The organism is Meiothermus sp. (assembly GCF_026004115.1).
GTDB lineage: Bacteria > Deinococcota > Deinococci > Deinococcales > Thermaceae > Meiothermus.
This window is the reverse complement of record NZ_BPIM01000001.1, coordinates 2,793,632-2,819,174: the sequence shown is the minus strand read 5'-3', so window position 1 is coordinate 2,819,174 and position 25,543 is coordinate 2,793,632. Positions and strand designations below refer to the sequence as shown.

The 25,543-nt window shown below is 58.1% G+C and carries 27 protein-coding genes and 1 tRNA gene; 13 read left to right on the top strand and 15 right to left on the bottom strand.

Features of this window, described 5'->3' with window-relative positions:
- Positions 1-33: 33 nt before the first annotated feature.
- The 4 genes from glmU to Q0X23_RS13690 all read right to left on the bottom strand — a co-directional run bounded on the left by glmU (position 34) and on the right by Q0X23_RS13690 (position 3,331).
- Positions 34-1,410 carry a bifunctional UDP-N-acetylglucosamine diphosphorylase/glucosamine-1-phosphate N-acetyltransferase GlmU gene (glmU, locus tag Q0X23_RS13705; RefSeq protein WP_297860799.1) on the bottom strand — a complete coding sequence of 459 codons (1,377 nt, stop codon included), beginning with the start codon at positions 1,408-1,410 and terminating at the stop codon, positions 34-36.
- A gap of 86 nt (positions 1,411-1,496) precedes the next feature.
- Positions 1,497-2,423, bottom strand: a complete 927-nt coding sequence (gene lgt / locus Q0X23_RS13700) for a prolipoprotein diacylglyceryl transferase (protein WP_297860798.1) — start codon at positions 2,421-2,423, stop codon at positions 1,497-1,499.
- Between the two features lie 14 nt (positions 2,424-2,437).
- On the bottom strand, positions 2,438-2,659 hold the full coding sequence (locus Q0X23_RS13695; protein ID WP_297860797.1) for a glutaredoxin family protein: 222 nt from the start codon (positions 2,657-2,659) through the stop codon (positions 2,438-2,440).
- 192 nt (positions 2,660-2,851) lie between these two features.
- The gene (locus tag Q0X23_RS13690; RefSeq protein ID WP_297860796.1) at positions 2,852-3,331 is read right to left on the bottom strand and encodes a DUF456 domain-containing protein; all 480 of its coding nucleotides are present in this window, start codon (positions 3,329-3,331) and stop codon (positions 2,852-2,854) included.
- Positions 3,332-3,752: 421 nt separating this feature from the next.
- Here Q0X23_RS13690 and Q0X23_RS13685 point away from each other — a divergent pair, with 421 nt between their 5' ends.
- Positions 3,753-4,409 (top strand): DUF502 domain-containing protein, encoded by a 657-nt coding sequence (locus Q0X23_RS13685; RefSeq protein ID WP_297860795.1) that lies wholly within the window; start codon positions 3,753-3,755, stop codon positions 4,407-4,409.
- Here the strand turns inward: Q0X23_RS13685 and Q0X23_RS13680 are convergent.
- The gene (locus Q0X23_RS13680; protein ID WP_297860794.1) at positions 4,406-4,612 is read right to left on the bottom strand and encodes a hypothetical protein; all 207 of its coding nucleotides are present in this window, start codon (positions 4,610-4,612) and stop codon (positions 4,406-4,408) included. The genes Q0X23_RS13685 and Q0X23_RS13680 overlap by 4 nt on opposite strands.
- A gap of 135 nt (positions 4,613-4,747) precedes the next feature.
- On the opposite strand from Q0X23_RS13680, the gene Q0X23_RS13675 reads away from it, so the two are divergent.
- The 3 genes from Q0X23_RS13675 (at position 4,748) to Q0X23_RS13665 (ending at position 9,533) form a co-directional block, all read left to right on the top strand.
- Positions 4,748-6,112, top strand: a complete 1,365-nt coding sequence (locus Q0X23_RS13675) for an acetyl-CoA hydrolase/transferase family protein (protein ID WP_297860793.1) — start codon at positions 4,748-4,750, stop codon at positions 6,110-6,112.
- Between the two features lie 355 nt (positions 6,113-6,467).
- On the top strand, positions 6,468-9,242 hold the full coding sequence (topA, locus tag Q0X23_RS13670; RefSeq protein WP_297860792.1) for a type I DNA topoisomerase: 2,775 nt from the start codon (positions 6,468-6,470) through the stop codon (positions 9,240-9,242).
- A gap of 27 nt (positions 9,243-9,269) precedes the next feature.
- Positions 9,270-9,533: a hypothetical protein gene (locus Q0X23_RS13665; RefSeq protein WP_297860791.1), complete on the top strand. Its 264-nt coding sequence runs from the start codon at positions 9,270-9,272 to the stop codon at positions 9,531-9,533.
- Positions 9,534-9,637: 104 nt separating this feature from the next.
- Here Q0X23_RS13665 and Q0X23_RS13660 read toward each other — a convergent pair whose 3' ends face one another.
- The 4 genes from Q0X23_RS13660 to Q0X23_RS13645 all read right to left on the bottom strand — a co-directional run bounded on the left by Q0X23_RS13660 (position 9,638) and on the right by Q0X23_RS13645 (position 13,193).
- On the bottom strand, positions 9,638-10,186 hold the full coding sequence (locus Q0X23_RS13660; RefSeq protein WP_119340281.1) for an NYN domain-containing protein: 549 nt from the start codon (positions 10,184-10,186) through the stop codon (positions 9,638-9,640).
- Between the two features lie 250 nt (positions 10,187-10,436).
- Positions 10,437-11,681 (bottom strand): pyridoxal phosphate-dependent aminotransferase family protein, encoded by a 1,245-nt coding sequence (locus Q0X23_RS13655; RefSeq protein WP_297861231.1) that lies wholly within the window; start codon positions 11,679-11,681, stop codon positions 10,437-10,439.
- A gap of 2 nt (positions 11,682-11,683) precedes the next feature.
- Positions 11,684-12,643: an L-threonine 3-dehydrogenase gene (locus tag Q0X23_RS13650; RefSeq protein ID WP_297860790.1), complete on the bottom strand. Its 960-nt coding sequence runs from the start codon at positions 12,641-12,643 to the stop codon at positions 11,684-11,686.
- Between the two features lie 58 nt (positions 12,644-12,701).
- On the bottom strand, positions 12,702-13,193 hold the full coding sequence (locus tag Q0X23_RS13645; protein WP_297860789.1) for a peptidylprolyl isomerase: 492 nt from the start codon (positions 13,191-13,193) through the stop codon (positions 12,702-12,704).
- A gap of 97 nt (positions 13,194-13,290) precedes the next feature.
- Here Q0X23_RS13645 and Q0X23_RS13640 point away from each other — a divergent pair, with 97 nt between their 5' ends.
- The 5 genes from Q0X23_RS13640 to Q0X23_RS13620 all read left to right on the top strand — a co-directional run bounded on the left by Q0X23_RS13640 (position 13,291) and on the right by Q0X23_RS13620 (position 17,435).
- On the top strand, positions 13,291-14,229 hold the full coding sequence (locus tag Q0X23_RS13640; RefSeq protein WP_297860788.1) for a GTP-binding protein: 939 nt from the start codon (positions 13,291-13,293) through the stop codon (positions 14,227-14,229).
- A 147-nt stretch (positions 14,230-14,376) separates the two neighbouring features.
- Positions 14,377-15,084 (top strand): lipoyl(octanoyl) transferase LipB, encoded by a 708-nt coding sequence (gene lipB, locus Q0X23_RS13635; protein ID WP_297860787.1) that lies wholly within the window; start codon positions 14,377-14,379, stop codon positions 15,082-15,084.
- On the top strand, positions 15,081-16,055 hold the full coding sequence (lipA, locus tag Q0X23_RS13630) for a lipoyl synthase (protein WP_297860786.1): 975 nt from the start codon (positions 15,081-15,083) through the stop codon (positions 16,053-16,055). The genes lipB and lipA overlap by 4 nt, the downstream gene beginning before the upstream one ends.
- 36 nt (positions 16,056-16,091) lie before the next feature.
- A complete protein-coding gene (locus tag Q0X23_RS13625; RefSeq protein WP_297860785.1) occupies positions 16,092-16,487 on the top strand; it encodes a DUF3054 domain-containing protein in 396 nt (131 codons plus the stop codon).
- Positions 16,488-16,793: 306 nt separating this feature from the next.
- Positions 16,794-17,435 (top strand): MOSC domain-containing protein, encoded by a 642-nt coding sequence (locus Q0X23_RS13620; RefSeq protein ID WP_297860784.1) that lies wholly within the window; start codon positions 16,794-16,796, stop codon positions 17,433-17,435.
- A 360-nt stretch (positions 17,436-17,795) separates the two neighbouring features.
- On the opposite strand, the gene rplI is transcribed toward Q0X23_RS13620, so the two are convergent.
- From rplI to Q0X23_RS13595, 5 genes are all read right to left on the bottom strand, one after another.
- Complete coding sequence (gene rplI, locus Q0X23_RS13615; RefSeq protein WP_297860783.1) at positions 17,796-18,245, bottom strand: 50S ribosomal protein L9; 450 nt, start codon at positions 18,243-18,245, stop codon at positions 17,796-17,798.
- Positions 18,246-18,257: 12 nt separating this feature from the next.
- On the bottom strand, positions 18,258-18,485 hold the full coding sequence (gene rpsR, locus Q0X23_RS13610; RefSeq protein WP_119340320.1) for a 30S ribosomal protein S18: 228 nt from the start codon (positions 18,483-18,485) through the stop codon (positions 18,258-18,260).
- Positions 18,486-18,556: 71 nt separating this feature from the next.
- Positions 18,557-19,393, bottom strand: a complete 837-nt coding sequence (locus Q0X23_RS13605) for a single-stranded DNA-binding protein (protein ID WP_297860782.1) — start codon at positions 19,391-19,393, stop codon at positions 18,557-18,559.
- A 152-nt stretch (positions 19,394-19,545) separates the two neighbouring features.
- A complete protein-coding gene (rpsF, locus tag Q0X23_RS13600) occupies positions 19,546-19,860 on the bottom strand; it encodes a 30S ribosomal protein S6 (RefSeq protein ID WP_297860781.1) in 315 nt (104 codons plus the stop codon).
- A 511-nt stretch (positions 19,861-20,371) separates the two neighbouring features.
- Positions 20,372-20,446: transfer RNA gene (locus Q0X23_RS13595), tRNA-Ala, on the bottom strand.
- 179 nt (positions 20,447-20,625) lie between these two features.
- Between Q0X23_RS13595 and rpsB the strand changes: the two genes are divergently transcribed.
- The 4 genes from rpsB to frr all read left to right on the top strand — a co-directional run bounded on the left by rpsB (position 20,626) and on the right by frr (position 23,526).
- Positions 20,626-21,372, top strand: coding sequence for a 30S ribosomal protein S2 (gene rpsB / locus Q0X23_RS13590; RefSeq protein WP_119340294.1), 747 nt, complete (start codon positions 20,626-20,628; stop codon positions 21,370-21,372).
- Between the two features lie 91 nt (positions 21,373-21,463).
- A complete protein-coding gene (tsf, locus tag Q0X23_RS13585) occupies positions 21,464-22,054 on the top strand; it encodes a translation elongation factor Ts (protein ID WP_297860780.1) in 591 nt (196 codons plus the stop codon).
- Between the two features lie 103 nt (positions 22,055-22,157).
- Positions 22,158-22,862, top strand: coding sequence for a UMP kinase (gene pyrH, locus Q0X23_RS13580; protein WP_119340321.1), 705 nt, complete (start codon positions 22,158-22,160; stop codon positions 22,860-22,862).
- Between the two features lie 103 nt (positions 22,863-22,965).
- Positions 22,966-23,526: a ribosome recycling factor gene (gene frr / locus Q0X23_RS13575; protein ID WP_170148220.1), complete on the top strand. Its 561-nt coding sequence runs from the start codon at positions 22,966-22,968 to the stop codon at positions 23,524-23,526.
- A 222-nt stretch (positions 23,527-23,748) separates the two neighbouring features.
- On the opposite strand, the gene Q0X23_RS13570 is transcribed toward frr, so the two are convergent.
- Positions 23,749-25,458, bottom strand: coding sequence for a S8 family serine peptidase (locus Q0X23_RS13570; protein ID WP_297860779.1), 1,710 nt, complete (start codon positions 25,456-25,458; stop codon positions 23,749-23,751).
- Positions 25,459-25,543: the final 85 nt, after the last annotated feature.

Genomic DNA, 25,543 nt, shown 5'->3' with positions numbered 1-25,543 from the left:
AGTTTCTGGAACCCAAGGAGATCATGGGGTACCTCAACCCTCTCCCCGTTTGCGTTTCATGTAACCCTCAATGTTTCGCTGGCGCTCACGGGCAATGGCCAGTGCGCCCTCGGGTACGTCTTGGTTGATGCCACTGCCTCCGGCAATAAACGATCCGTCAGCCAGTGTTACGGGAGCAATCAAGACGCTGTTGGAGCCCACAAACACCCGCTTACCGATGGTGGTTTTGTGTTTGCGCTGGCCATCGTAGTTGGCGGTAATCACCCCAGCACCAATGTTGGACTCCTCCCCCACCTCAGCGTCGCCCAGGTAGGCCAGGTGCCCGGCTTTGGCCCGCTTACCCAGGCGGGCATTTTTTAGTTCGACAAAGTTGCCCACGTGGGCCCCCTCTTCCAGGTAGACCCTGGGCCGCAGGCGGGCAAACGGCCCGACATCGGCCCCGCTCGAGACATAGGCCTCGTCGCAAACCGTATGCGACTTAATCTTGCCTCCGGCTTCCACCACCGTATCGGTGAGCACAGCATAGGCCCCGACCTCTACCCCCTCGCCCAGTCGGGTTTGGCCCCGCAGAATCACCCCCGGCCACAGGGTTACGTCGGGCGCCAGCTCCACGCTGGGCTCTATGTAGATGGTCTCGGGCTGAATCATCCGCACCCCGCGGTTCATCCAGTCGGCCCGCAGGCGCTGGAGCAACACCCTTTCCACTTCGGCCAGTTGGGCGCGGGAGTTCACCCCCAGCAGCTCACCCGTGTCCTTAGACTCTACCGATGCAACCTTCTGACCCGCCTCGCGGTAAATACGAATCAGGTCGGGGAGGTAGTATTCGCCAGCAGCATTTTGATTCCCAACCTGCTTTAGTTTTTCCCACAGGCTGGGGTCAAAACAGTAGACCCCGGGGTTGATCTCCTGAATGGCCCTCTGCTCAGAGGTGGCATCCTTTTGCTCCACATTGCCCAGAATTTGGCCCTGTTCGTCTCGAAGGATGCGCCCGTAACCGGTGGGGTCGTCGAGCCACATGGTGAGCAGGGCCATCCCGGCCCCCTCGGCCTGCATGGCAGCCACCAACCCCGTAAGGGTCTCGACCCGGGTGAGAGGGGTATCGCCCTGAGTTACCACAACGGGGCCCTGGAAGCCAGCCAGCACAGGCTGAGCCTGGGCCAGGGCGTGGGCCGTGCCCAGTTGTTGCTCCTGCACCACGAAGCTCAGGTTGGGGTAGCCCTCAAAGGTTTGACGCACCTGCTCGGCCCCATGGCCGATGACCACCACCACCTTTTCGGCGCCGCTGGCAAACGCTGTATCAATGCAGTAGCCAACCAGGGGTTTTCCCAGCAAGGGGTGCAGAACTTTGGGCAGTTTGGACTTCATGCGGGTTCCCAGGCCCGCTGCCAAAATCACCACAGCATGTGCCATATCTCTCCGATTGTATTGCCAAAAGGGGGGCTCGAGGGTCTATTTTCCCGTCACGCAAACTCGAGAGTCTGGAATCAGAACAGCCTCTAACGTTTTTTATGCCTTTTGGAAGGGCCAGGCTTGGGCGCTGGCCCCGCCGGAACCAACCCTGGCGGGCTGGGAGGGTTCTCGCGCTGCCCCTTCCATCGCATTAGGAAGAAGATAGCCACAATCGTCAGCGGGATGGAGATAATCTGGGTCGCGGTAAAAAGTCCGATACCAGCCTGCTCGTTCACATATGCCTTAATCCACAACGGGTTGAGACGGAAGGTCTCCTCGAACACCGAGCGCAATACGCTATACCAGAGCACAAATTGCCAGAAAACATAGCCATAGGCCCGGTTCTGCCGCAACCAGTAGATGGACAGAAGGAGTAACACCACCCCAATCAAGACCCCATAAAGCTGGGTAAAGTGAACCGGGCCGCGAACAATGGCCTCTGGCGCACACCGAACCACCTCACTGATATCGTTGATGCCGGGGCACACCCCAGGAAATCCGCTGGCCGAAGCAGGCCAGGTAAACCCAATGGGCCAGTTGGTCAGGCGCCCCACGGTGTCGGAGCCGTTCATGATATTGCCAAGCCGTCCCGCGGCAATACCAATCGCAATGCCCGGCACCACTGCATCGAGATAGGCCCAGACCGGTATTTTACTGCGGTAGTGGTGGTAAATAAACGGGATCAGACCACCAATAATGGCACCGTGGAAGGAAAGACCCCCTTGCCAGATATAAAGGGCCGAAACTGGATTGCTGCTAAAATCGCCCGGACTGGTAATTACATAACCCACCCGGGCCCCAATAACCCCCCAGATTACAGCCCAAAAGGCAATTTGTTCAAAGCGGTCGGGGTCAAAACCCCAACCTTTCAGAATTCGCTTAGCAATCTCAAAGGAAGCAAAAATCGCCAGTACCAGAAAAAGCCCATACCAGCGTATTTGCAGCGAACCGATTTCGATCAGGATTGGATCCATTCAAAGCCTCCCAGCTATAAAGATAATTTCCTTGATAAGCGCTCGGGAGTAAACTTGCCCTCGAGCACAACCTTGCCCTCTTTCAGAAGCACCGGAACCCGGAAGGTATAGGTCTTTTTCAGGTGCTCATCCGCATCCACGTCCTGAAAGGTATACGCGATACCCTGTGCCGCCAGCAAGGCCTCGGCTTCCTCGCAGAGGTGGCAACCTTTTCGACTGATGAGTACATACCCCATCTGAAGACCAAGTATAGCCCGTACAGTCCAAAGACATGGAAAGAAGCTCGAACAATATCTCAAACACCAGAAGAATTGCCGAAAGCCCAAGCTGAATACGAGACCGAAGAAAAACTTGACTTTCTACCTGAGACGCGCAAAACAAGCTTGTGCGAGCGTAAAGCAAAATCCTCCAACCAAGCCAACCGAGGCCTAAAAAATAGCCCGGATGACCAGAAGGCCCATCAACAGGTGAATCAAAAACTTGCCAGCCAGCCCTCCCAACAGGCCCAGTACAGCCCCCCAGGCCCCACGCAAGGCAGCCTCGGCAGTGCGACCCGCTACCAGTTCGCCCACAAATGCGCCCACAAAAGGCATCAGAAACAACCCCAGCGGAGGCAGGATAAAAATACCCAAAATACCCCCGATGAAAGCACCCCACACCCCCTGACGGCTGCCGCCGAAGTGTTTGGCCCCCAACGCACCCGCAATATTGTCCACCAGCGAAGACAAGACCGTCAAAATGGCCAGAACAATCCAGACCGACAGGGAAATCTCGCTAAACCCCACCAGCAGTTCGTGCAGCAAGGCCATACCGATGATGATGAACCCGGCAGGCACCACCGGGATGAAGGTGGCCAATAGCGCCACCAACCACACCACCACAAAAAGCCAATCAGCAAAGGCATTCACGAGCCTGAGTGTAGCAGCCTTGGATGAGAAGAGGGGCTCGATATTGTGCCAGACTGAGCTGACCAGATCCCTGAGGCCCGCTTACTCAGCCGAGTCAAAACACAGTACCCCCATTTGTGGCAGGTAGATACATTGCAAACACGCTGTCATACCGGATTCAAAAAGATAATTATCCAAACCAAAGACTCCCAGAGGCTATCTTTTTGAATCCTAGAGCACTCCCTTCCAAGGGGCGGTATCGCCCTCCGCTACGCGGATAACTTCAGTCAGGTTAGTTCGCTGCCATACGGCGACGAACTAACCGAATCTGGTATCAGAACACTCGGTCAGCGCACCTCGAGGTGTGGTAAAACCCTTGTATGAGGGTACCGGTGAGGGAAAACCTATTCAAGAGTCCCGCCGGCCTTAAACTCTTATAAATATGGGTGTCAGACTCCGCCGCTACTTCCTGACCGGTCTGCTTTCCACGCTTCCCATTGCCGTGACCGTTTATGTCCTGGTGTGGGTCTACAACTGGTCGAATAACATCATCGGAAGTATCTTGCGGGCCGTAGATGCCGAACCCTCACGGTGGTTGTTGCCTTTCTTACCGATTTTGGGGATTGTCGCAACCCTGGGACTCGTGGCACTGGTAGGGGCGCTAGCGGGCAACTATGTTGGCCGTCTAATTTTCGGGGCCATTGATCGTAGCATCAAAACCATCCCGCTTATACGCGAGGTGTACAACGCGGTTCAGCAAATATCTCAGACCTTGTTGGGGCAACCAGAAGTTCAATTTCAGCGAGCAGCTTTGGTCGAGTATCCACGAAAGGGCGTATATATTCTCTGCTTCATCGCCAGTCCAGAGGTAGGTAAGAGGTTGTCACCTTTACCAGAGGGTTATACCGTGGTACTGGTTCCGACCAGTCCTGTGCCAGCCTCTGGCATGGCCGTAATTGTTCCAACAGCTGACGTGATCCCGCTCGATATAAGCATCGAAGATGCGCTGAAGTACGTGGTCTCCGCCGGCTTTATCTTGCCAGACGGAAAGGCCAAACAACTGGCTGAAAGCAGGTCTATAGCTAAATCTGGAACCTAACGCAAACCTCGAGATTCCCCCGGGTTATCATCAAACGCCTGCTGGGCCTGCTCGAGGTAGTGCAGCAAGGCCGCTAGATCGGGGAAGTGCTCTATCTTCCCCCCATCGGCAGGCTTGACGGATGCCTTCACGGTGCCATCGGGCCCTTGCCACATTCGAACAATGAGTGTCACCGCCTTCGGGCGCATGACTTCCTCTTTCATGTCCCATAGGCTAGCGGCTCGAGCGTTATATTCGCGTTACGATCAATCACTCATTTTTTCCCCCAGCCCTTGCCCCATACCCCCTGATCAATTCCCCGGTCATCTGTCCCGCCTCGGCAGCGCTAGCATGGGTTCATGGAAACCATTTCACGTACGGGCAAGGCCCTGGGACGCAGCGAGGTAGAAAAGGTCTATCAAAGCAAGCTGGTTGACCTAGAACTGGCCGCCGGAATGGTCAAGAGCAACTCGAGGATCTACGTCTCGGGGAATGCTGCCACCCCTACTCCCCTCCTGGAAGCCCTGGCCCAGCGGAAAGGCGAGTTGGAGAACGTTGAACTGGTTCACGTGCTTCAAATGGGCTCCGACCCCTTTCTGGCCCCCGAGATGGAGGGCCACTTTCGCCGACGTTCGCTATTTGTAGGTCCCGCCGACCGGGAGGCCGTCAACAGTGGGCGGGCCGACTATGTACCGGTTATGCTGCATCAGGTTCCTTGGCTATTCAAGCGGGGGGTTTTGCCCCTGGATTATGCCCTGGTGCAGGTTTCGCCCCCAGATGAGTTTGGCTTTGTCAGCCTGGGTGTAGAAATCATTGCAGCAAAGGCTGCAGTAGAGAATGCCCGCCGGGTCATTGCACTGGTTAACCCGCAGATGCCACGTACCCTGGGAGACACCTTTGTGCACGTCTCCAAATTTGCCGCCTTTGTGGAGGTGGACTTTCCCCTACCGATGTTACCCAGAGACACTTTTGGAGAGGTCGAGGCCAAAATTGGCAAATATGTAGCCGACCTTATTGACGATGGCTGTACCTTGCAGATGGGGATTGGCACCATCCCCGATGCTGTGCTGGCCAACCTAATCGGACGGCAAGACCTGGGCATCCATACCGAGATGGTTTCCGATGGGGTGATGGAGGCCCTGGAAAAAGGCATCGTGACCGGACAGCGCAAGAGCCTGCTGCCGGGCAAGGTAGTGGGTACCTTCGTGCTGGGCTCCGAACGGCTTTACCGCTTTGTGCACAACAACCCCCTCTTCGAGATGCGACCCGCCGATTGGGTTAACGATCCCTTCAATGTAGCTCGTAACGACAACATGGTTGCCATTAATTCAGCCCTCGAGGTAGACCTCACCGGTCAGGTCTGCGCCGATTCCATTGGCACCCGTATCTACTCCGGCTTCGGTGGGCAGCTCGACTTTATCCGAGGGGCAGCAGCCAGCAACAGTGGAAAACCCATCATTGCGCTGCCCAGCACCGGCAAGAACAACACCTTGAGCCGTATTGTTCCCCTGCTCAAACCCGGCGCAGGGGTTGTGACAACCAGGGCCGATGTCCACTATGTCGTGACCGAATATGGGGTGGCCGAACTCTTTGGCAAGAGCCTACGCGAGCGGGCCCAAGCCCTTATTAGTATTGCCCACCCCAACTTCCGCGAAGAACTTAGTAAAGCCGCTTTCGAGCGTGGGCTGCTGCCCAAAAGCTTCCCGGGTTTTTCGCCCATATGAACCAGCTTCGGTTGATTCGTTACCCTTCAGTGACGAACTAACAAGGCCGAAGTTCTCCGCGTAGCGGAGGGCGATACCGCCCCCTGGAAGTTATCCGCATAGCAAAGGGCGTAAGCCCCTTTGGAAGGGAGACGCTTTTTTTCGCCGACCGACAGGAAGGGGTGTGCTTTAGGATTCAAAAATTCAGCCTCTGGGATTTATTGCATTTGAGAACTGTCTTTTTGAACCCCGTATGAGACCCCACAAGAAATGCCAAAAGAGACGTTTGAGACTGGTTTTTCATCTACACTTCAAATCCACCCCGTGATTCCTGCCCTTGACAAACTACCAGCCCTTCGTCCATATACTGAGCCGTATGCCGGATTCGACCCTGATTGTTGTGGAGTCACCCGCCAAGGCCAAGAGCATTCAGAAAATGCTGGGGGCAGGCTATGAGGTACGGGCCAGCAAGGGCCACGTAGCCGACCTGCCCGAACGTGAGTTGGGTGTTAATCTTGAAGCAGACTTCGCACCGCAGTATGAAGTTAAAAAGGATAAGCAGCCGGTAGTGGATGACCTCAAAAAAGCCGCCCGGGGTAAGCGGGTGCTGATCGCTACCGACCCCGACCGAGAAGGCGAAGCTATTGGCTGGCATGTGGCCCGGCTGCTGGGGCTGAATCCCCAAAACCCCTTACGGGTCGAGTTTCATGAAATCACCCCCAAAGTCGTGCGGGCGGCGGTACAACAGCCCCGGCCCATTGACCAGAGCCTGGTAGATGCCCAGCAGGCCCGGCGGGTGTTGGATCGGTTGGTAGGCTACCAGCTTTCGCCGGTGCTCAGCATGGAGTTTCGGCGCAGAGCGCTGTCGGCGGGGAGGGTGCAGTCGGTGGCACTCAGGCTACTGGTGGAGCGTGAGCAGGAAATTGAAGTTTTTGTGCCGCAGGAGTACTGGACGCTGGAGGGGCAGTTTGAGTCGGAGGGCCAGAAGTTCAAGGCCATGCTCTACAGCGTGGGACAGGAGCGGGTGCAGAGTGGCGAGAAATTCCTGATTACCAACGAAAGCCAGGCCCGGGCGGTCGCTCAACAGGCCCGGGCGATCAAGAACTACCAGATTAGCAGTATTGAACGACGGGAGCGCCGACGCAACGCTTCCCCACCCTTCATTACCTCCACCCTCCAGCAAGCCGCCAGCAGCCGCCTGGGCTGGACGGCCAGCCGAACCATGCGGGTTGCGCAAAAGCTGTATGAAGGTGTGGATTTGCCCGAGGGCACGGTTGGCCTTATCACTTATATGCGCACCGACTCGACACGGGTCTCAGAGGAAGCCCTCACCGAGGTGCGGCAATTCATCCCCAGCCACTTTGGACCTGGCTACTTGCCCGACAAACCAAACACCTACGCGGGCAAAAAGGCTGTCACTACCCAGGATGCCCACGAAGCCATTCGCCCCACCTCGGTCACCCGAACCCCCGATTCCGTCCGGAAGCACCTGGAAGACGAGGAGTTTAAGCTTTACCAGCTCATCTGGCAGCGGTTTGTGGCCTCACAGATGACCCCTGCCATCTTCGACCAGACCACCGTGAACGTGACCGGCAATGAGCTGGTCTTCCGAGCGGTGGGGTCGGTGCTGAAGTTTGACGGGTTCTTGCGGGTCTATGGGCGTGAGGAAGGCGACGATGCGGAGAACCTGCTGCCTCCCCTGCGAGAAAACGCTGCGGCCAGCCTGCTGGACCTGAAGCCCGAGCAACACTTTACTGAGCCTCCCCCGCGCTATACCGACGCCAGCCTGGTCAAGGTGCTTGAAGAAATGGGGATTGGGCGGCCTTCAACCTATGCCCCGACCATTGATACCCTCGAGCGCCGTGGCTACCTCGAGCGCTCCGGCAAATCGCTCAAACCCACGCCGCTGGGGCGCGAGGTGACGGGTTACCTGGTGCAGAGTTTCCCCGACGTGGTGGCCTATGACTTCACCGCCCAGCTCGAGACCCGCCTCGACGATATCGAGGCCGGCAAAGCCCCCTGGCCCAAGGTGGTGCGAGAGTTCTACGAGCCTTTCCTGAAGGATTACCACAAGGTTCCAAAAAAACTATGCCCAAAGTGCGGGCGTCCTTTGGAATTGCGGGTCTCGAGGTTCGGCCAGTTTCTGGGCTGCACCGGATATCCGGATTGCAAGTACACCGAACGGCTGGAGCTCAAGAAGGAACCTGAGCTCATCGGCGAGGCCTGCCCGGCCTGCCACGTAGGGCAACTGGTGCGCCGGCACGGGCGTTATGGTACGTTCATTAGCTGTAACCGCTATCCAGAGTGCAAATACACCCGCGACGAAGCCCCTTCGACCGGCATTGAATGCCCCAAGTGCCATGCAGGCGAGGTGGTGCAAAAAACCAGCAAGCGGGGCAAGCCCTATTATCGCTGCAGCAACCAGAGCTGCGACTTCCTAGTTTTTGATCCGCTGGTAGCTGAGAAATGCCCCATCTGCGGTTGGAATGAGATGGCCAAGGGCCGCTCGGGTAAGCGAGTCTGCTCCAACCCCAGTTGCGAGCGCTATGGCGGCCCCGATCTACAAGCCCTGAACGAGCGTCGGGCCGAGCGTGAGACCAGGGGCAAATTAAGAGCCAGGGGCAAGCGTGTCGCAAAATCCACCGAACAACCCGCTTCCTGGGCCGACCTCGAGCCCCTCATCGCCCAGCTCGGCCTCCCACCCGACCAGGCCGAGGTAGCCCGGCGCACCCAGGGCCAGCAGAAGGCTGTTACAGCGGTGGCTAAAGAGCTCAACCTTCCCGAAGAAGCCGCCCTCAAGCTCTTCCGCCAGGCCATGTTCAAGCTGCGCATGGAGTACGGTAAAAGCAAAGCTGATCGCAAGGGAGAGGGGCCTAAGGTGAAAGCCAGAGCCAGAGGTAAGGCCAAAAAAACGAAACCCAGCCAACCCAGTGCAACCTGGGCCGACCTCGAGCGCTTTATCGGCCAGGCGGGCCTGACCGCCGAACAGAGCGATATCGTTCGCCGCAGCAAGGGACAGCAAAAAGCCGTGGCCGAGGTTGCCAAAGCCCTGGGCAAATCGGAGGACAAGGCCCTCAAGCTCTTCCGCCAGGGCATGTTCAAGCTGCGCATGGAGTATGGCAAAGCCCGTAAGGAAGCGGTCGGGGCCTGAGGCCCGCCAGCCACGCCCTGCCCTACCATGAAACTCCATCTTGTGCGGCTGGCCAAAAGGCTGGGAGAAGCCCGGTTCCCTGGCCTCGAGGGGTTTCGCGCCTATCTGCTCACCCAGCCCGAGCAGGTAAGCGAGGCCCGCTTGTATCTTTTGCTCGAGGGGGAAGTAGTAATCGACCTGCCCGACCAAAACTACCTACACCTGCGCAAGGGGGAAGCCGCCCACCTCCAGCAGCCTCATCTGATCTCCCCCATTGACCCCAGCGTAATCGCGGTTTGGGAACCGAAGTAAGGCGTTCCATTGCAGTTCCCTAGGTTTTTCGGCGAATCTCCATCAGCAACCGGTTCGCACAGCATTTTGAATGCGGGATTACCACTTTCAGTTACAGAACCACTCTAATCCTGAAAAGGTAGTGCCTCGGCCTCAAAGCTCCTGGCCCGCAGACGCTCCCAGGGAAGTTCGTCCAGGGGAAAATATTTGTCAGCCTGCTGGGCCAGGCGGTACGACGAGAGCACTTGGAAGGTAGTATTCTCGGCCTGCTTGCCCATATCCTGAATGACCTTGAGCACCTCGGCAAAATCACCATCACCCGAAACCAGCACCGCCACATCGTAGGCGTCGGCATAGGCCAGCTTGAGCATGTCTATGGCGATCTGAATATCCACACCCTTTTCTACAAAACCCTCGCCGCGGCGCTCCAGCCGACCCAGCCGTACCATGACATAGGGCACCCGCTTCAGATAGTTCAAAAAGCTCTGGTGAGCTTTGGCCGCCGGGTCTTCGCTGGGCAAAGGCGCATTGTAATAGTAGGCCCGCAATAACGAACGCCCCGCCGCAAGCGCCGAGACAAAAGCGACAAAATCCAGCCGATAGTCGGTTCCTAGCGTGGAAACCAGACCTTTGTACAGGTTGCTGCCATCAATAAACACCGCCACGCGATCCATAGTTGCCGCCATGATAGAGGGCTATAAAAACTAGCACCGTATTGTCCAGCTATTTTGGGGGTTTACGTGACCTTGAATGTGTTTCGCCAAGCACTATTTTTTTGCCATGCTCGAAAACGAGCAGGCGTCGGTTCGGTCTGTTGACCAGGAGACCGGAGCCGAAGGCCAAGAGCAAGTCCCTGTGGGGTTGATCCATAGTTTGAGGCCGTTGACAAACGCCTTAAGTCCGAGGGAAAGCGCCAAAAACCGGCTACGATGGGCCTGAGACATTCTGCTTGAACGCCTGCAAAATACCCAACACCTCATCTATATCGGCCTGGGTGTGTTCGGCAGAAACCTGGAAGCGGATGGAGTCTTCACCTTTGGGTACGACTGGATACACGATGGCCGTGGCGAGAACGCCGCGCTCGCGCAGATAGCGTACCAGGCGGTTGGTTAAGGCTCCATCCCGCAACACCAGTGGAACTACCGGATGTGCCCCCGGAAAAGACTCGTAGCCCAGGGAAAGAAGCCCCTGGCGAAAACGCTGGGTCATGGCTTGCAGGTGGCGCAAGCGCTCCTGACCCTCTGGGGCCTGTAGCAGTTCCAGCGCGGCCCTGGCGGCAGCGGCCTCGCCGGGGGTGATGGGGTTGGAGTAGATGTACATGGGCGAGGTTTCCCGCAAATAGGCAATCAGGCTGCTGGGGCCCACCACATATCCTCCGTTCACCCCGAAGGCCTTGCCCAGCGTCCCAACCAGGATATCGGCCCTGGCGGCAGTGTATTCCTCGGTGCCCCGTCCTGTGGGGCCAAAAGCGCCCACCCCGTGCGAGTCGTCCACCACCAGCAGGGCATTCTCGGCGAACTGGCTATCGTATTGCTGTACCAGGGCGGACATTTCTGCCAAGGGAGCGTGCGAGCCGCGCATACTGAATACCCCGTCGGTTAGAACCAACGCACGGCGGGTTCCTATCTCGATGGCTTTTTGCAAAGCCTGTTCCAGACTGCCCAGGTTCAGGTGCTTATAAACTATTTTTTCCAGGGGGCGTGCCAGACGCACCGCGTTGATAATGCAGTTGTGGTTGAGCTCATCGCTAATCAGAACCGTCTGGTCGGTGGTCAGGGGCACCACCACACTCAACACCGTGGCGTAAGCCGAGGAAAAAATCATGGCGGCTTCCCGGCCATGAAAGCGGGCTAAGTCAAGCTCGAGATCCACATGCGCCTTATAGGTGCCACTAATAAAGCGTACCGCTCCTGGCCCCACCCCAAAGCGCTCGAGGGCCTCTTCCTCGGCTTGCTTTAGGGCCAGATGCCTGGATAGCCCCAGGTAGCTATTGGAGTTCATTCGTATAAAAGGCTGATCGCCATATCCCTCCAACAAATAGCGCGGCCCTTTTTCTCCCAGTGGTGGTAAAACCCCCACAACTACCGCTTCGTGGCCTTTTCGGCGACCTTCTGTTTCCAGTGCCGCTACGGCCTGTTGCAAAACAAGATTCAGGCGGTTCAAAGGCATTTTCAAGCCTCCCTAAGCGCTCGTTGAGAGAGTTTCTCGAGCATATCGGTGGTCATGGCAGCCAGACTGTACTGTGGTTGCCAGCCCCATTCTTCTTTAGCGGCGCGGTCGTCCAGGGAGCGGGGCCAGGACTCGGCGATGGCCTGTCGAACGGGGTCAACTGCATAGTCTATGGAAAATTCGGGAAGATGTTTTTGAATCTCTGCGGCCAGTTCGGCGGGGGTACAGCTAAAGGCCGCCACGTTGTAGGCGTTGCGATGGCGAAGCCTTGCGGGGTCGGCCAGCATGAGTTCCTGGCTAGCCCGGATAGCATCGGGCATGTACATCAAGGGTAGACGGGTGTCTGAAGCTAAATAGCAGCTATACCGGCCCCATTTCAGCGCATGATGAAAGATTTCCACCGCATAATCGGTGGTGCCCCCACCCGGAAGAGCGGTGTGGGAAATCAAACCGGGATAGCGCAGCCCCCGCACGTCCAGGCCAAACCGCTCTACGTAGTAGTCGCACAAAAGTTCGCCCGCCACCTTGGTCACCCCGTAGAGGGTGTTGGGGCGCTGGAGGGTGTCCTGGGGCGTGGGGTCCTTGGGTGTACTGGATCCAAAGGCCGCAATCGAACTGGGCACGAATAGCTGTGCCCCCACTTGTCGCGCTCCCTCCAGGACGTTGTAGAGCCCCTCCATGTTGACCCGCCAGGCCAACTGGGGCTCGGCTTCGGCCCTGGCCGAAAGAATGGCGGCCAGGTGGTAGATCACCCGGATGCGGAAGCGCTCCAGTAGCGCCCGCAAAGCGGCTCCATCGGTACAGTCCAGCTGCTCGAAGGGGCCCTCCATTGAAGGGTGCAGGGGCGAACCCCTGCGCAGGTCGGTCGCCAACACGGCGTCGGCTCCGTATTGCAAACGCAGCGCGGGCACCAGTTCCGAACCCACCTGGCCCAAAGCACCGGTTACCAGTACTTGTACCATACAGCATTATCCTATGCTTAGACCCCGGGACTTCCCTACCGAAAAGCCGCCCCACATCCTATTCCGGGCTCGGTGAATGCACCACCCCTCCTTCACCATGCACATGGCCGTGGGCCACCTCTTCCTTTTCAGCCGGGCGTACTGCGTGGATGACAAAGCGGTACTCCAAGGTTTTGCCCGCCCATGGGTGGTTGGCCTCGAGCGTCACCGAATCTCCTTCAACGGCCACCACACGGTACAGCAAAGCCTGGCCATCCACGTCTTCCGCGGCAAAAGCGCCGCCCAGTCGGGGCTCTTCGGGCAAATCACCCCGCGGCACCACCACCCGCTTGGTCGGGTCGTAGGGGCCATAGGCCGCCTCTGGAGGCAGCACCGCCCGATATGCTCCTGGCTGTTTACCCAGCAGGGCATGTTCCAGGCCCGCGGGTAGGTTGGGTGCAAAGTGGGTCAGGATGGTGAGGGGGTGGCCTTCCGGGCTTCGATCCACCACCTGGCCGTCAATTATGAGCTGATACTCGAAGCGAATGACCTGATAAGACTTGATCTGCACCCTGGACTCCTTTTTGATAATATATTATCATTAGACTGCGCGTTCAAATGTGAATCGTAAATAGGCTCTGTGTAACGCGCTTTAGTATGGTATAGCCATGACGCAGTTTCAAAAGCGCATTCCGGTCAGTGTGGTTGGGGGGTTTTTGGGGGCGGGCAAAACCACCCTGGTCAATCATCTCGTCGCCACCGGCCAGCAGCGGTTTGGCATTATCGTTAACGAGTTTGGCGAAACCGGTATAGATGGCTCTCTCATCGAAAATGTGGATACCGACGGCATCGCCGAGCTATCCAATGGCTGTTTGTGCTGCGTGGGGCGCGAGGATCTGGTCTCGGCCCTGTTCAAGCTCATTGGACGCAAAGACAAACCCGAATACATCCTGATTGAACTCTCGGGGCTGGCCGACCCGGTGCCGGTGGCCCAGACCGTAATGGATCCGTTTGCCCGCACAAAATTCGAACTGGACAGCATCATTGGGGTGGCCGATGCCCGCAACCTCGAGCAAACCCTGCGCGACGGCCCCGAGGGCGCCGTGCAACTGGCCTACGCCAGCACGGTGGTGCTCAACAAAACCGACCTGGCCACCCCCGAACAAATTGCCGAGGCCGAAAACCTCATCCGGAAAATCAACCCCCTGGCTCAGATTTACAGCACGGCCCGCTCAAAGGTCAACCCCGAAGAGGTGCTGCACAAGCGGGCCTTCGACTTAGACTGGAAACCCCAGCACCACACCCACCTCCATACGCCCGATGTGCAAACCTTTACCCTTACGGCAGAAAGGCTCCTGGAGCGCCAGAAAGTAAACGAGTTCATTGACCAGTACCTGATATCCCGTCCCGACAGGGTTTTCCGCGCCAAGGGCTTCCTGAGCGTACGGGGTTTCGAGAAGCAGGTGCTTTTTCAGTCGGTCAGGGAAATTTTTAGCCTCGAGCACGCCCAGACGCCGCCCAGCGCCCCCTCGCGCCTGGTGGTGATTGGCCGGGGCCTGAACCGCTTGGAGTACGAGGAAGCCTTCCAGGCCCTACAGGTGCGGTGATTCGCGTGCAAAGAAGACAGCCGCAGGCAGCATCATCGAGTACAGCTCCAAGCGACAATCAATATGCACCCGACACGTACTGGCTCACTCAACCCTCTGTAACTTCGTTCCTGTGCGATGGACGGGCCAGGAGTATGCTTTAGGGGTATGAGCACCGCCTTCGAGGTGGAAAAACTCGGGCTTGTACCCTATGCCGAAGCCTGGGCGTATCAAAAAAAAGTGCATGCCGAGGTGGCCTGTGGGCAACGCAAGCCCACCCTGCTGCTGCTGGAGCACCCGCGCACCATCACCTTAGGCCGGGCGGCCAAACCGGAGAACCTGCTTTTGAGCGAGGCGCAGTACCGGGCGCAGGGGATCAAGCTTTTTAGCATCGAGCGCGGGGGCGACGTGACCTACCACGGCCCGGGCCAGCTGGTGGGTTACCCCATCTTTCCCGTGGGGCGGCAGGTACGGGGATTTTTACGGCAGCTCGAGCAGGTTATCGTGCAGGTCGCCGGCACATACGGCATCGAGACCTACACCACACCGGGCTACGCCGGGGTCTGGATTCGCAAACCCGCGCCCGTAGCGAGCTGGCCCGATATCGAAGAAAAGCTTTGCGCTTTTGGGGTGGCGGTCAAGCAGGATGTGGCCCTGCACGGCTTTGCTTTGAATGTGAACACCCATCTGGACGATTTCAACCTGATTGTGCCCTGCGGCCTCAAGGACAAGGGTGTAACCTCGCTCCAAAAAATCCTGGCCCGAGAGGTTAGCATGAGTGAAGTAATGGAGCGGGTGGTAGCGGCCTTTGCGCAAGTGTTTACAAGCTTCGACCAACCGCCTGCCCTGCCCGACACGCTAAAGGAACCGGCATGAGCAAACTCAAAACCGTTCAGCTCGAGGATTTCCAGCACGGCGGCCTGATAGAACTCAAGGTCATACCCAACGGTATCGCCCAGGAGCGCCCGGAGCCTGTAGACCGCAACAAGCCTGCCTGGCTGCGCGCCACCGTGCCCACCGGGCCCAACTACCAGCGTCTCAAGGAGCTCACCAAACGCCTGCGCCTGAGCACAGTCTGCCAGGAGGCCCTATGCCCCAACATCGGTGAGTGCTGGGGCCACGGCACCATGACCATCATGGTGCTGGGCAGTGTGTGTACCCGGGCCTGCAAGTTTTGCGCAGTAGACACCGGCAACCCCAGGGGCTGGGTAGACCCCCTGGAACCCCTGCATGTGGCCCAGGCGGTAGCCGAGATGGGCCTCAAGTACGTGGTGCTCACCTCGGTCGACCGCGACGACCTGCCCGACGGCGGGGCCTCGCATTTTGCCGAGGCGGTTCGGCAGATCAAGCGGCTCGATCCCGCGGTCAGGGTCGAGACCCTCACCCCAGACTTTCAGGGCAACCTGGCCGACGTGGAGACGGTGTTGCAAGGAGGGCAGGATGTTTTTGCCAACAACCTCGAGACCGTCCGGCACCTGACCCCCAAGGTTCGCGACCCCCGGGCCGGCTATGACCAGACCCTACGGGTGCTGGAGCACGCCAAAAAGGTGCGCCCCGAGGTGCTCACCAAGTCCAGCCTGATGCTGGGGTTGGGCGAAAGCGACAAGGAGATTCGCCAGGCTATGCGTGACCTGAGGGCGGTGGGGGTGGATATCGTGACCTTCGGGCAGTACCTGCGCCCCACCCAGCACCACCTGCCGGTTGAGCGCTACGTAACGCCGGAGGAGTTTGCCAAGTACCGCGACTGGGGATACCAGGAAGGCTTTTTGGAGGTCTTCAGCGGCCCCCTGGTGCGTAGCTCCTACCGGGCCGAGAAGGTGTTTTTTGAGGCCGTGAAGGCCGAGTAGGCGGGAGGGTGCCTTCCCCTTGACTCATTCCCAGGTATGTCTATCACCGTAAAAACCCGCAAAACAGCTCGCCTGCTGGCCTGGGGCGATGCGATTTGTATCGTGCTTTTCGCCATCATCGGCCTGCAAAGCCACGGCGAGCCCGTAAGCCTTTCTGGCATCGTCCGCAACGCACTGCCCATCTTGCTGGTCTGGTGGCTGGTTGCACCGTTTTTGCGCACCTACACCCGGCCTACCTGGCAAAACCTGCTCTACACCTGGGCCATTGCGGTCAGCACCGGGGTCTGGCTGCGCTTCATGGTGCTGCAAAAACCCTTTGATCTGGGCTATCTGGTCTTTTGGGCGATAACCCTGGGTGCCACCCTGGTACTGCTGCTGGCTTGGCGTGCCTTGGCCATCTTCCTGGTTCGCGGGAAGCAGCTTGGGGTCTGATCGCGCTTTTTAGCTAAAGGGGCGGTTGCGTGCGTTAAGAATGCAAGAAATATTCAAGAAATCCGTTTATTTCGTTACCCAATATTCCAAAGAATAACCCTAAATGCCGCTGCTCGAAAGAAGAGGGCATGATAGAGGGCTCTGCTATAGATAAGCACCGCCCCCACCCGACCTACCCCGCTGGGGGAGGAAAAGGAGGTTTTTCGCCAAGGTCATATGGAACGAAATAAGCAGGTTTCCTACAACGCATTTCTTACGAGCCGAGATCCCTCACGTTCAAGGGACAAATTGTGTAGAGTGGGTACCGTGCATTTGCTCTCCATCCACCTCGGCCAGCCCCGGCTTTTGCCTGTCGGCCCCCATACCACCACCACGGGCATCTTCAAAAACCCAGTCGAGTCAGTTCAAATCTCCGCTTTGGGGCTTATGGGCGATTATGTGGCCGACCAAGAGCATCACGGCGGCCCCGACCAGGCCGTGTACGTGTACAGCGCAGAGGATTACGACTGGTGGGTGGAAAAGTTGGGCCAGGCGCTCGAGCCCGGCACTTTTGGCGAGAACCTGACCTTCTCGAGCTTTGGCGAGGGACCGCTGCGAATTGGCGACCGTTTTCAGGTGGGCCCTGTTTTGCTCGAAGTATCCGCCCCTCGCATTCCCTGCGCCACGCTGGCCGCCCGCATGGGCGACCCCAGTTTCGTCAAGAAGTTTCGGAAGGCAGCTCGTCCAGGGTTTTATGCCAGGGTGCTCGAGGAGGGCCAGGTTCAGTGCGGTCAATCCATCGAAAAAATAGCAGCCCCCACCCAGAACGCAACGCTGCTGGAGGTCTTTAACCTCTGGTACGACAAAACCCCGGATGCCGCCCGGCTTCGCTGGATTCTGTCCACCCCACTGGCAGAACGAGCCCGTGCTGTTTATGCCGAGCGTCTAAAATCGCTTAAAGTGCTTTGACTGGCTCAAGTCATACCAGATTCGAGGTATTGATACCAGATTCGGTTAGTTCTGCGCCGGATGGCGGCGAACTAACAGGGCCGAAGTTATCCGCGTAGCGGAGGGCGTAAGCCCCTTTGGAAGGGAAACGCTTTTTTCGCCGACCGTTCGGGAGGGGTGTGCTCTAGGATTCAAAAAGATAGCCTCTGGAGGATCTTTGGTTTGGATGGTTATCTTTTTGAATCCGCTAAGAGGAATAGCAAACCATATCCAAATGATAGCGCTCATCTCGCCCCGACGTATTTTCAGGGTTCGACAAAAAAAGCCGCCCATCGGGCGGCATATAAACAGCACTGTTTTCAGCTTTTGGGCTACGGAAGATTATGCCTTGTCGGCCACCACCGAGACCTTGAGGGTCATGGGGACTTCGGGGTGGGGCTTGTAGGCCAGGGCATAGTCGCCCAGGTCTTTGATGGGCTTTTCCAGGGCCAGCTTTTTGGGATCGATGGTGATCTGGTGCTGGGCCTCGAGGGCGGCGGCAATTTCGCGGGTGGTTACAGAGCCATAAATTTTCTGGTCACCGGCCTTAACCTTGAGGGTCAGGGTGATGGGTTCCAAAAGCTCCTTCAGGCGCTCGGCCTCGGCCTTGCGCTCGGCGGCTTTCTTGGCCTGGGCACGAATTTTGGCTTCCAGGGTCTTGAGGTTGCTCTCGGTGGCCAGGGTAGCGATCCCCCGAGGCAGCAGGTAGTTGCGGGCATAGCCCGGTTTCACATTGACAACTGCCCCCACATCCCCCAGGTTCTCCATAGGTTCAAGCAGAATCACTTTCATCTTCCACTCTCCCTATTTCCGTACCAGCTTCTCGGTAAAGGGCAGCAAGCCCATCATGCGGGCCCGCTTGATGGTGCGGGCCAGCTTGCGCTGATCCTTGGCGTTGAGTCCGGTACGGCGGCGGGGCAAAATCTTGCCGGTCTCAGACAGGAAACGCCTGAGGATATCCACGTTCTTAAAATCGTTGAGGTCGAAGGCCCCCACGGCTGCGGCCACTTTGGGCTTGCGGCCACGGCGCATACCGCGCTCACCCCGTTCACGGTCTTGGCGGTCGCCTTTGGGGCCACCACGGTTGGACATCTTCTTGGTGCTCAAAACGGTAAATCCTCCTCAGGTGGGAAATCGTCTTCCAAGCCTTCATCAATATCTACCTTACCCGTACGGCCTTTGGCTGCAGTTGCAGCGCTTTGGGAACTGTTTCCACCTGTACTTTGTCCAGTTCCACGGGCAAGTCGCTCGAGGCGGGAAAGCTCCACACGGGTGGTGTATCGCCTTGTGCCGTCCTGAGCGGTCCAGGAGTCGTTCACCAAGCGTCCGATTAGGAACGCTCCGTCTCCTTTTTTGAGTTCTGCCGCAAACTCGGCCAGCTCGCGCCAGGCCTGAGCTTCCACATAGTGCACCTTTTCCTGTTCGCCCCCCTGGCGGGTGGTGAACTTTTCGTTCACGGCCAGCGAAAGACGGGTCACGGCGGTTCCCTGAGGGGTGTAGCGCAGTTCGGGGTCCCGGGTCAGGTTACCCACCAGCATCACGTGGTTGAGGCCGTCCTTGAGGCGCTCCTGTCCACGGGCATCGGTAACGGTCACCTGGCCCCGCTTGCCTTCCAGGCTCACAATCTCTATGCGGTCAGCGCGGATGTCCAGGCTGCTCTTTTTCTGACCGTCCTGCTCCCAGGCGCGGTACTCGAGCTTGCCATCCACAAGGATGGCCATGCCCGCTTTCAGGGTGTCGCCCCAGAACTCTGCACTTTTACCCAGCAGCTTAACCCGGTGATACCAGGCGGGTTCACGGGTCTGGCCCTGCTCATCGGTAACCACATCGTTGCCGGCCAGGTTGAGTTCCATCACGGCCAGTCCACCGGCAGTGTAGCGCAGTTCGGGGTCTTGGGTCAGGGTGCCTACGAGGGTAACGCGGTTGAGGCCTCGAGCCATATCAATCAGTCCTTTTTCGTTTCGGTCTTTGCTTATAGTCTACATCCGGCATTTTGCAGTGTGCCTTTAGCTTTTGGCTTTGGGCTACTTGCTTATAGCCTTTGAGTTCCGTTACGGTCTCTGGCCTCAGAACTCAGGTTGGGCCAAACAGCTTATTTTTTCTTCTTGCTGTTTCGCCATTCGGGACGGTCGCGGAGGATGGTCACACGACGTACATGATCGCGCAAGCGTAGTTCACGCTGCAGCGCGGCGTTGCTGCCCCCAGCCATTTCCACGGTGTAGAAAAGCACGTTGCCTTCGGGGTCTTTCTGGATGGGATAGGCCAGGCGGCGGTTACCCCAGTCGTCTACGTTTTTGATCTGGGCACCGTGGCGCTCGAGGGCGGCTTTGATGATGTCTTTCTCCAAGGCTGCCTGGGCCCCATCGAGGTTGGGGTTGAGAATCACGTTAACTTCGTACTGCGGCATATTCACCTCCTTTCTGGTTTGGTTGTACCCACTGCCGCAGCTTTGCATGCGATACAGCCAGGTACAACACAATGTAGCGACCCTTTCGGGTCACGCAAGGTGAGAGTATATCAGATGAAGGCCAGGAGGGCCAATTAATCATCCAGGCATGGCAGGGTCGGTTCGTGAACCTCGCAAACCTTAGCCAGGAGCGCTTCAGACGGTTGGTATTGCTAAAAAAATGTGCATGGGTAGGCGACCTGGCGGGGTGCTGTGCCCCGAACTGGCCTTTCCCGTTGGGGGAGGAAGGGGTGGTTTTATGCCGGACTCAAAAAGACACTATCCAAAACCAAAAGCCCCAGAGGTTGACTTTTTGAATCCTAGGGCACACCCCTCCCTGTCGGTCGGCGAAGAAAGCGTCTCCCTTCGGTCGGATTGGTTCGTTACCGAACGGCAACGAACCAACAGAATCTGGTATTACCAGAGCAATGCGCATTTTGCTATCGTCAAACTGCTTGAATATAGGCTTTTCTGGTGGAGGCGAAGGGATTTGAACCCCCGACCTTGTCCTTGCAAAGGACCTGCTCTCCCGCTGAGCTACGCCCCCAGGCGCTAAACAGCACCAAGAAGTATAGCAAGGAACAGGGCTTCCGTAAAGGGCATCGCTCGGGTATACTTCTTTTTTGGGTGTGCCAAGCGCGGCCTGGGGTTAGGGAACGGTACCCAGGGCAAAAGCGCAGCCAGCACAAATCAACGCCCGCTCCAACCGTCCCGTTAGGAGAAAACATGGCTGCAAACGTAAGCATCAAGGAACTGCTCGAGGCCGGTGTGCACTTCGGCCACGAGACCAAGCGCTGGAATCCCAAGATGAAGCGCTACATCTACGCCGAGCGCAACGGCATTTTTATCATTGACCTGCAAAAAAGCATGGTCGAGCTCGAGCGCACCTTCAAGTACGTGCAAGACCTGGCCATGCGGGGGGCCACCATCCTTTACGTAGGCACCAAGAAGCAAGCCCAGGAGATTATTCAGCAGGAAGCCGACCGCGCCGGAATGCCCTATGTCAATCAGCGCTGGCTGGGCGGGATGCTCACCAACTTCCGCACCATCACCGCGCAGGTCAACCGCCTCACCGAGCTCGAGGCCCTCTTCGCCTCGGAAGACATCAAGGAGCGGGTCAAGACCGAGCAGGTCAAGCTCCAACACGAGCTCGAGCGGCTGCAAAAGAACCTGGGCGGCTTCCGCAAGCTGCGCCGCCTGCCCGACGCAATCTTTGTGGTTGACCCCACCAAGGAGGCCATTGCAGTCAAGGAAGCCCGCAAGCTGGGTATTCCCGTGATCGCCCTGGCCGACACTGACTCCGACCCCGACGTGTGCGACTTTATTGTGCCCGGTAACGACGACGCCATTCGTTCGATTCAGCTCATCGTGAGCCGCATGACCGATCTGATCGTCGAAGCCCGTGGTGGTGGGCGTGAAATTCCGGCTACCAGTACCGATGTGGACGCCACACCCGAAGCAGCAGAAGCATAAACCAGGCTTGGGTCAAGGGTTCCAGGCCCAGGGCAATAGCCTTACCCAGAGCCCGGAATCCTGAGCCCAGAAGCCTTCAGAGGTGAAACCGATGACACAACTTGAGCAAATCAAGAAACTACGCGAACAAACCGGTGCTGGCATGACCGACGTCAAGAAGGCGCTGGAAGATGCCGGCTGGGACATGGAAAAGGCCACCACCCTGCTGCGCGAGCGCGGTGCCCTCAAGGCCGCCAAGAAAGCCGACCGCGAGGCCCGCGAAGGTATTATCGGCTCGTACATTCACCACAATCTGCGCGTGGGGGTGATGGTCGAGCTCAACTCCGAGACCGACTTCGTGGCCCGCAACGAGGAGTTCCAGCGTCTGGCCAAGGACATCGCCATGCACATCGCCATGGCCAACCCCCGCTACGTGAGCGTCGAGGAGGTTTCGCAAGAAGACCTCGAAAAGGAAAAGGCCATCTATATCCAGCAGCTCCTCAACGAAGGAAAGCCGCAAAACATCGCCGAGAAAGCCGCCGAAGGCCGTCTTAAGAAGTTTTACGAAGAGACGGTTCTTCTGGAGCAACCTTTCGTAAAGGACGAGAAGGTCAAGGTGGGCGAACTCATCAAGGCTGCCGTTGCCAAGATAGGCGAAAATATTCAGGTCAAACGCTTTGCCCGATTTGAAGTCGGAGCGTGAGGGATGCTTTGCAAGGGTCGAGAGTCCAGCGGCTTTCGGCCCTTTACTTTTGGCTTGCTCGTAAACCATTCAAAAAAATGTGAATAGCGGCGAAGGGGGCCAGATGAAATACAAGCGTGTTCTGCTCAAACTATCGGGTGAATTTATGAGCGGCAATGGCTTTGGTATCCAGCCTGAAGCCACCAAGGCACTAGCGCATGAAGTGGCGAAGGCCCACCGGCTGGGCGTGCAGGTTGCAATTGTGGTGGGCGGCGGAAATTTCTGGCGGGGTGCGCGGCAGGGTGTGGGCATGGATCGGGCCAGCGCAGACTATATTGGCATGCTAGCCACCATCATGAATGCTCTGGCCTTGCAGGATGCCCTCGAGTTCATCGGTGTACCCACCCGCGTCCAAACGGCCCTGACCATCCAGCAAGTTGCCGAACCCTACATTCGCCGCCGGGCCATACGGCACCTGGAAAAGGGCCGGGTGGTGATCTTTGGCGGCGGCACCGGCAACCCCTACGTGACCACCGACACCGCAGCAGCTCTGCGTGGCCTGGAAATGAACGTGGACGCAGTATTGATGGCCAAAAACAAGGTGGATGGGGTGTACAGCGACGACCCCCGCAAAAACCCCGCTGCAATCAAGTACGACGATCTCACCTACCACCAGGCCCTGGTAGAAGGCTTGCAGGTGATGGATGCTACTGCCATGGCCTTGTGTCAGGAGCAAAATATGCCCATCGTGGTTTTTGATATGTTTACGGAGGGCAATCTGGAGAAAATTATCAAAGGGGAACGCGTGGGCACCCTGGTGCATAGCTAGGGCTACGGGAAGGTTAAGTACCACAGCCTGCAGGCCCGCTGCCCTGCAACCTTTAGGCAATTCAGGGGTAAGCTATCCAGGATTAAGCAAGATTAAGGAGGCAATCATGCTCAAAGACCTCTACGCCGAAGCCAAGAATCACATGCAAAAATCGTTGGAAGCCCTCGAGCACCACCTCGCTACCATGCGAACCGGAAGGGCCAATCCCGCCATTCTGAACAACATCAAAGTCGAATACTACGGCTCCGCCATGCCCCTAAACCAGGTGGGTACTGTCTCCTCACCCGATCCGCGCACTCTGGTGGTGCAGTCCTGGGATCCGGGTATGCTCAAAGAAATCGAAAAAGCTATCCGCGACTCCGATCTGGGCCTAAACCCCACCAACAAGGGCGATGCCCTTTTCATCAACATTCCAGCCCTGACCGAAGAGCGTCGCAAAGATCTGGTCAAAGCAGTCAAACACTACGCCGAAGAAGCTAAAATTGCTGTTCGTAACGCCCGGCGCGAAGCCCTTGACAAAGCCAAGAAGATGGAGAAGGAAAAACACCTCTCCGAAGACGACATCAAACGTGCCGAGGCCGAAATCCAGAAGATCACCGACGATTTTATCCACAAGATTGACGAGGCTTTGCACAAGAAGGAGCAAGAAATCCTGGGTGGCTAGAGCGCTCTGCACCTTCTAGCTGGGCGTACGTCCAAGAACAATCTCGAGGTCAGGGACGAATCTCTTCAGGATGCAGCAAAGGCCCCAACAGCCAGGCGCGTTCGACCCTGGCCCTGGTTATTCTCAGAGCAGTTCTCACAAATACCCGGTACGGCGGGGTTTGCTGTGGGGGATACATTCCCCACCGCAGAGTACCGTATTTTGAGCCCACCTGAGGGCAACTTAGCGCATCAACTGCTGGATGATGCCCTGGAAAACCTGCGCGCGCCGCTCCACGCTCAGGCTACCCAGGTCGCCGCTCACGAAGCTCGCCTTGCCCTTGCCGTAAGCGCTGGACTCGGCCACTGGGCGCTGTCCCTGGTTGTTGCTAATAAGCATCAGCCGCCCGCCCTGCTCCACATACGCCCGAAGCATTTTGCGGTGGGGCTCGGGCCAGTTGTCGCTCCAGTTAGCGGGCAAAACCCAGATAACCAGTGCAAAATCGTCTACCTTGTCGGCTCCGGGCCGCTGCTCGGGTTTGATCTGCATCACCTCGGTGCGAAAGCCCAGGCTATTCAGGGCCAGCCTGGCCCCATCTGCGCCGGTGGTCTCGACGATTAGCAGCGCGGTTTTTTCCCCTAGCTGTGGGTTGCTGGCAGAGGGCTGCCCAGGCTGGGGTTGGCTGGTCTGGGGAGGTTGCGGGGCCGGTGGGGGGGGAGGTGGGCTGGGTTGAGTGGCTTGCGCGTTGTCGGGTTGCTTGGGGCGCAGCATAGCCAGTGCTTCTCCCAGGCGAATGAGCCCCCGGCCACTGCCAGCAACCTGGAGGCTTTGTGCCGAGCTGAGCAGAGCCTGCCGCACTTGCTCGGCCTTGAAGCCACCCGACATGAGTAAGGCCGCGCTGCCGGCAGCAATGGCAGTACTCACCGAAGTGCCGCTCATGGCCATGTAACGCCCGCCGGGAATGGTGGAGAGCACATCGACGCCGGGGGCGACCAGGTCGGGTTTGTTCAGCACCACATTGTAGGGCGCGCCCCAGCGCACCTCGCCCCGGCTGCTGAAGCCCGCGACCTGGTTGGACGGGTTCGTTGCCCCAATGCCGAGTACATCGGGCATGTTGCCCGGCGAGGCAGTGCTGCTACCCGAGTTTCCTATCGCAAAGACCGGCAGCACCCCCATCTGTTTCATGCGTCCGATGGCGGCAGCAAACTCTGTCCAGGTGCCTTCCATGCCCAGCGACATCGAGACCACCTGCACGTTTTGCTCGAGCACCCAGTCCAGCCCACCCAATACCTGCGCCAGGGTGCCATAGCCATCGGGCAGCACCAGTGCCGAAACCAGGCGGGCCTCGGGGGCTACCCCGACATTATTGCCCACCAAAAGCCCGGCGGTATGGGTTCCGTGTAGGGAGGAGTCGTAGGGCTCACTGGGGCGGGGGGTGCCACCGGGGCTGACCACCGCAAAGGCTGCAACTTTGCCGCGCAGATCCGGGTGGGAGGCATCCACACCAGTATCCAGGTGTCCAATGCGAATCCCCTGACCGCGCAGGCCACTGGCCCACAGACCGGGTGCCCCGATTTGCTGTAAAGCCCAGTTGCTACCACTGTTTACCGGAGCCGAGAGGGCCGAAGCCACCGGCTGGGTCATCCGAACTGCCCGGTTGGTGTAGACCCGTCGCACGCCCGGCATCTGCATCAGGCGCTCTACCTGCGACTCGGGCACACGCACCAGAAAGCTCTGGCTGGCCCAGAACCCTCCGGCAGCCTTAATTTTGAGGCGGCCCTGCATCTGACCGAGGTGGGCTTTGAGCAATCGCATCAGTTCGGCCCGGGCCTGCCCGCGGGGTAGTTGCGGCCCATCGAGTTCCACAATTACTTCCACCGTGCGCGATTGGGCCAGGGAAAAAGGCGCCAGCAGGATGAGCCACAACAGGGCGAGTAGAAAGCGGAGCATCATGGCTACAGGCTAGGCGGCAGCCCGTGACCCCGATTGAGCGAAATCTAAAGAAATCTTGGGATTGGGGTTGAGCGTTGCTTAAGGT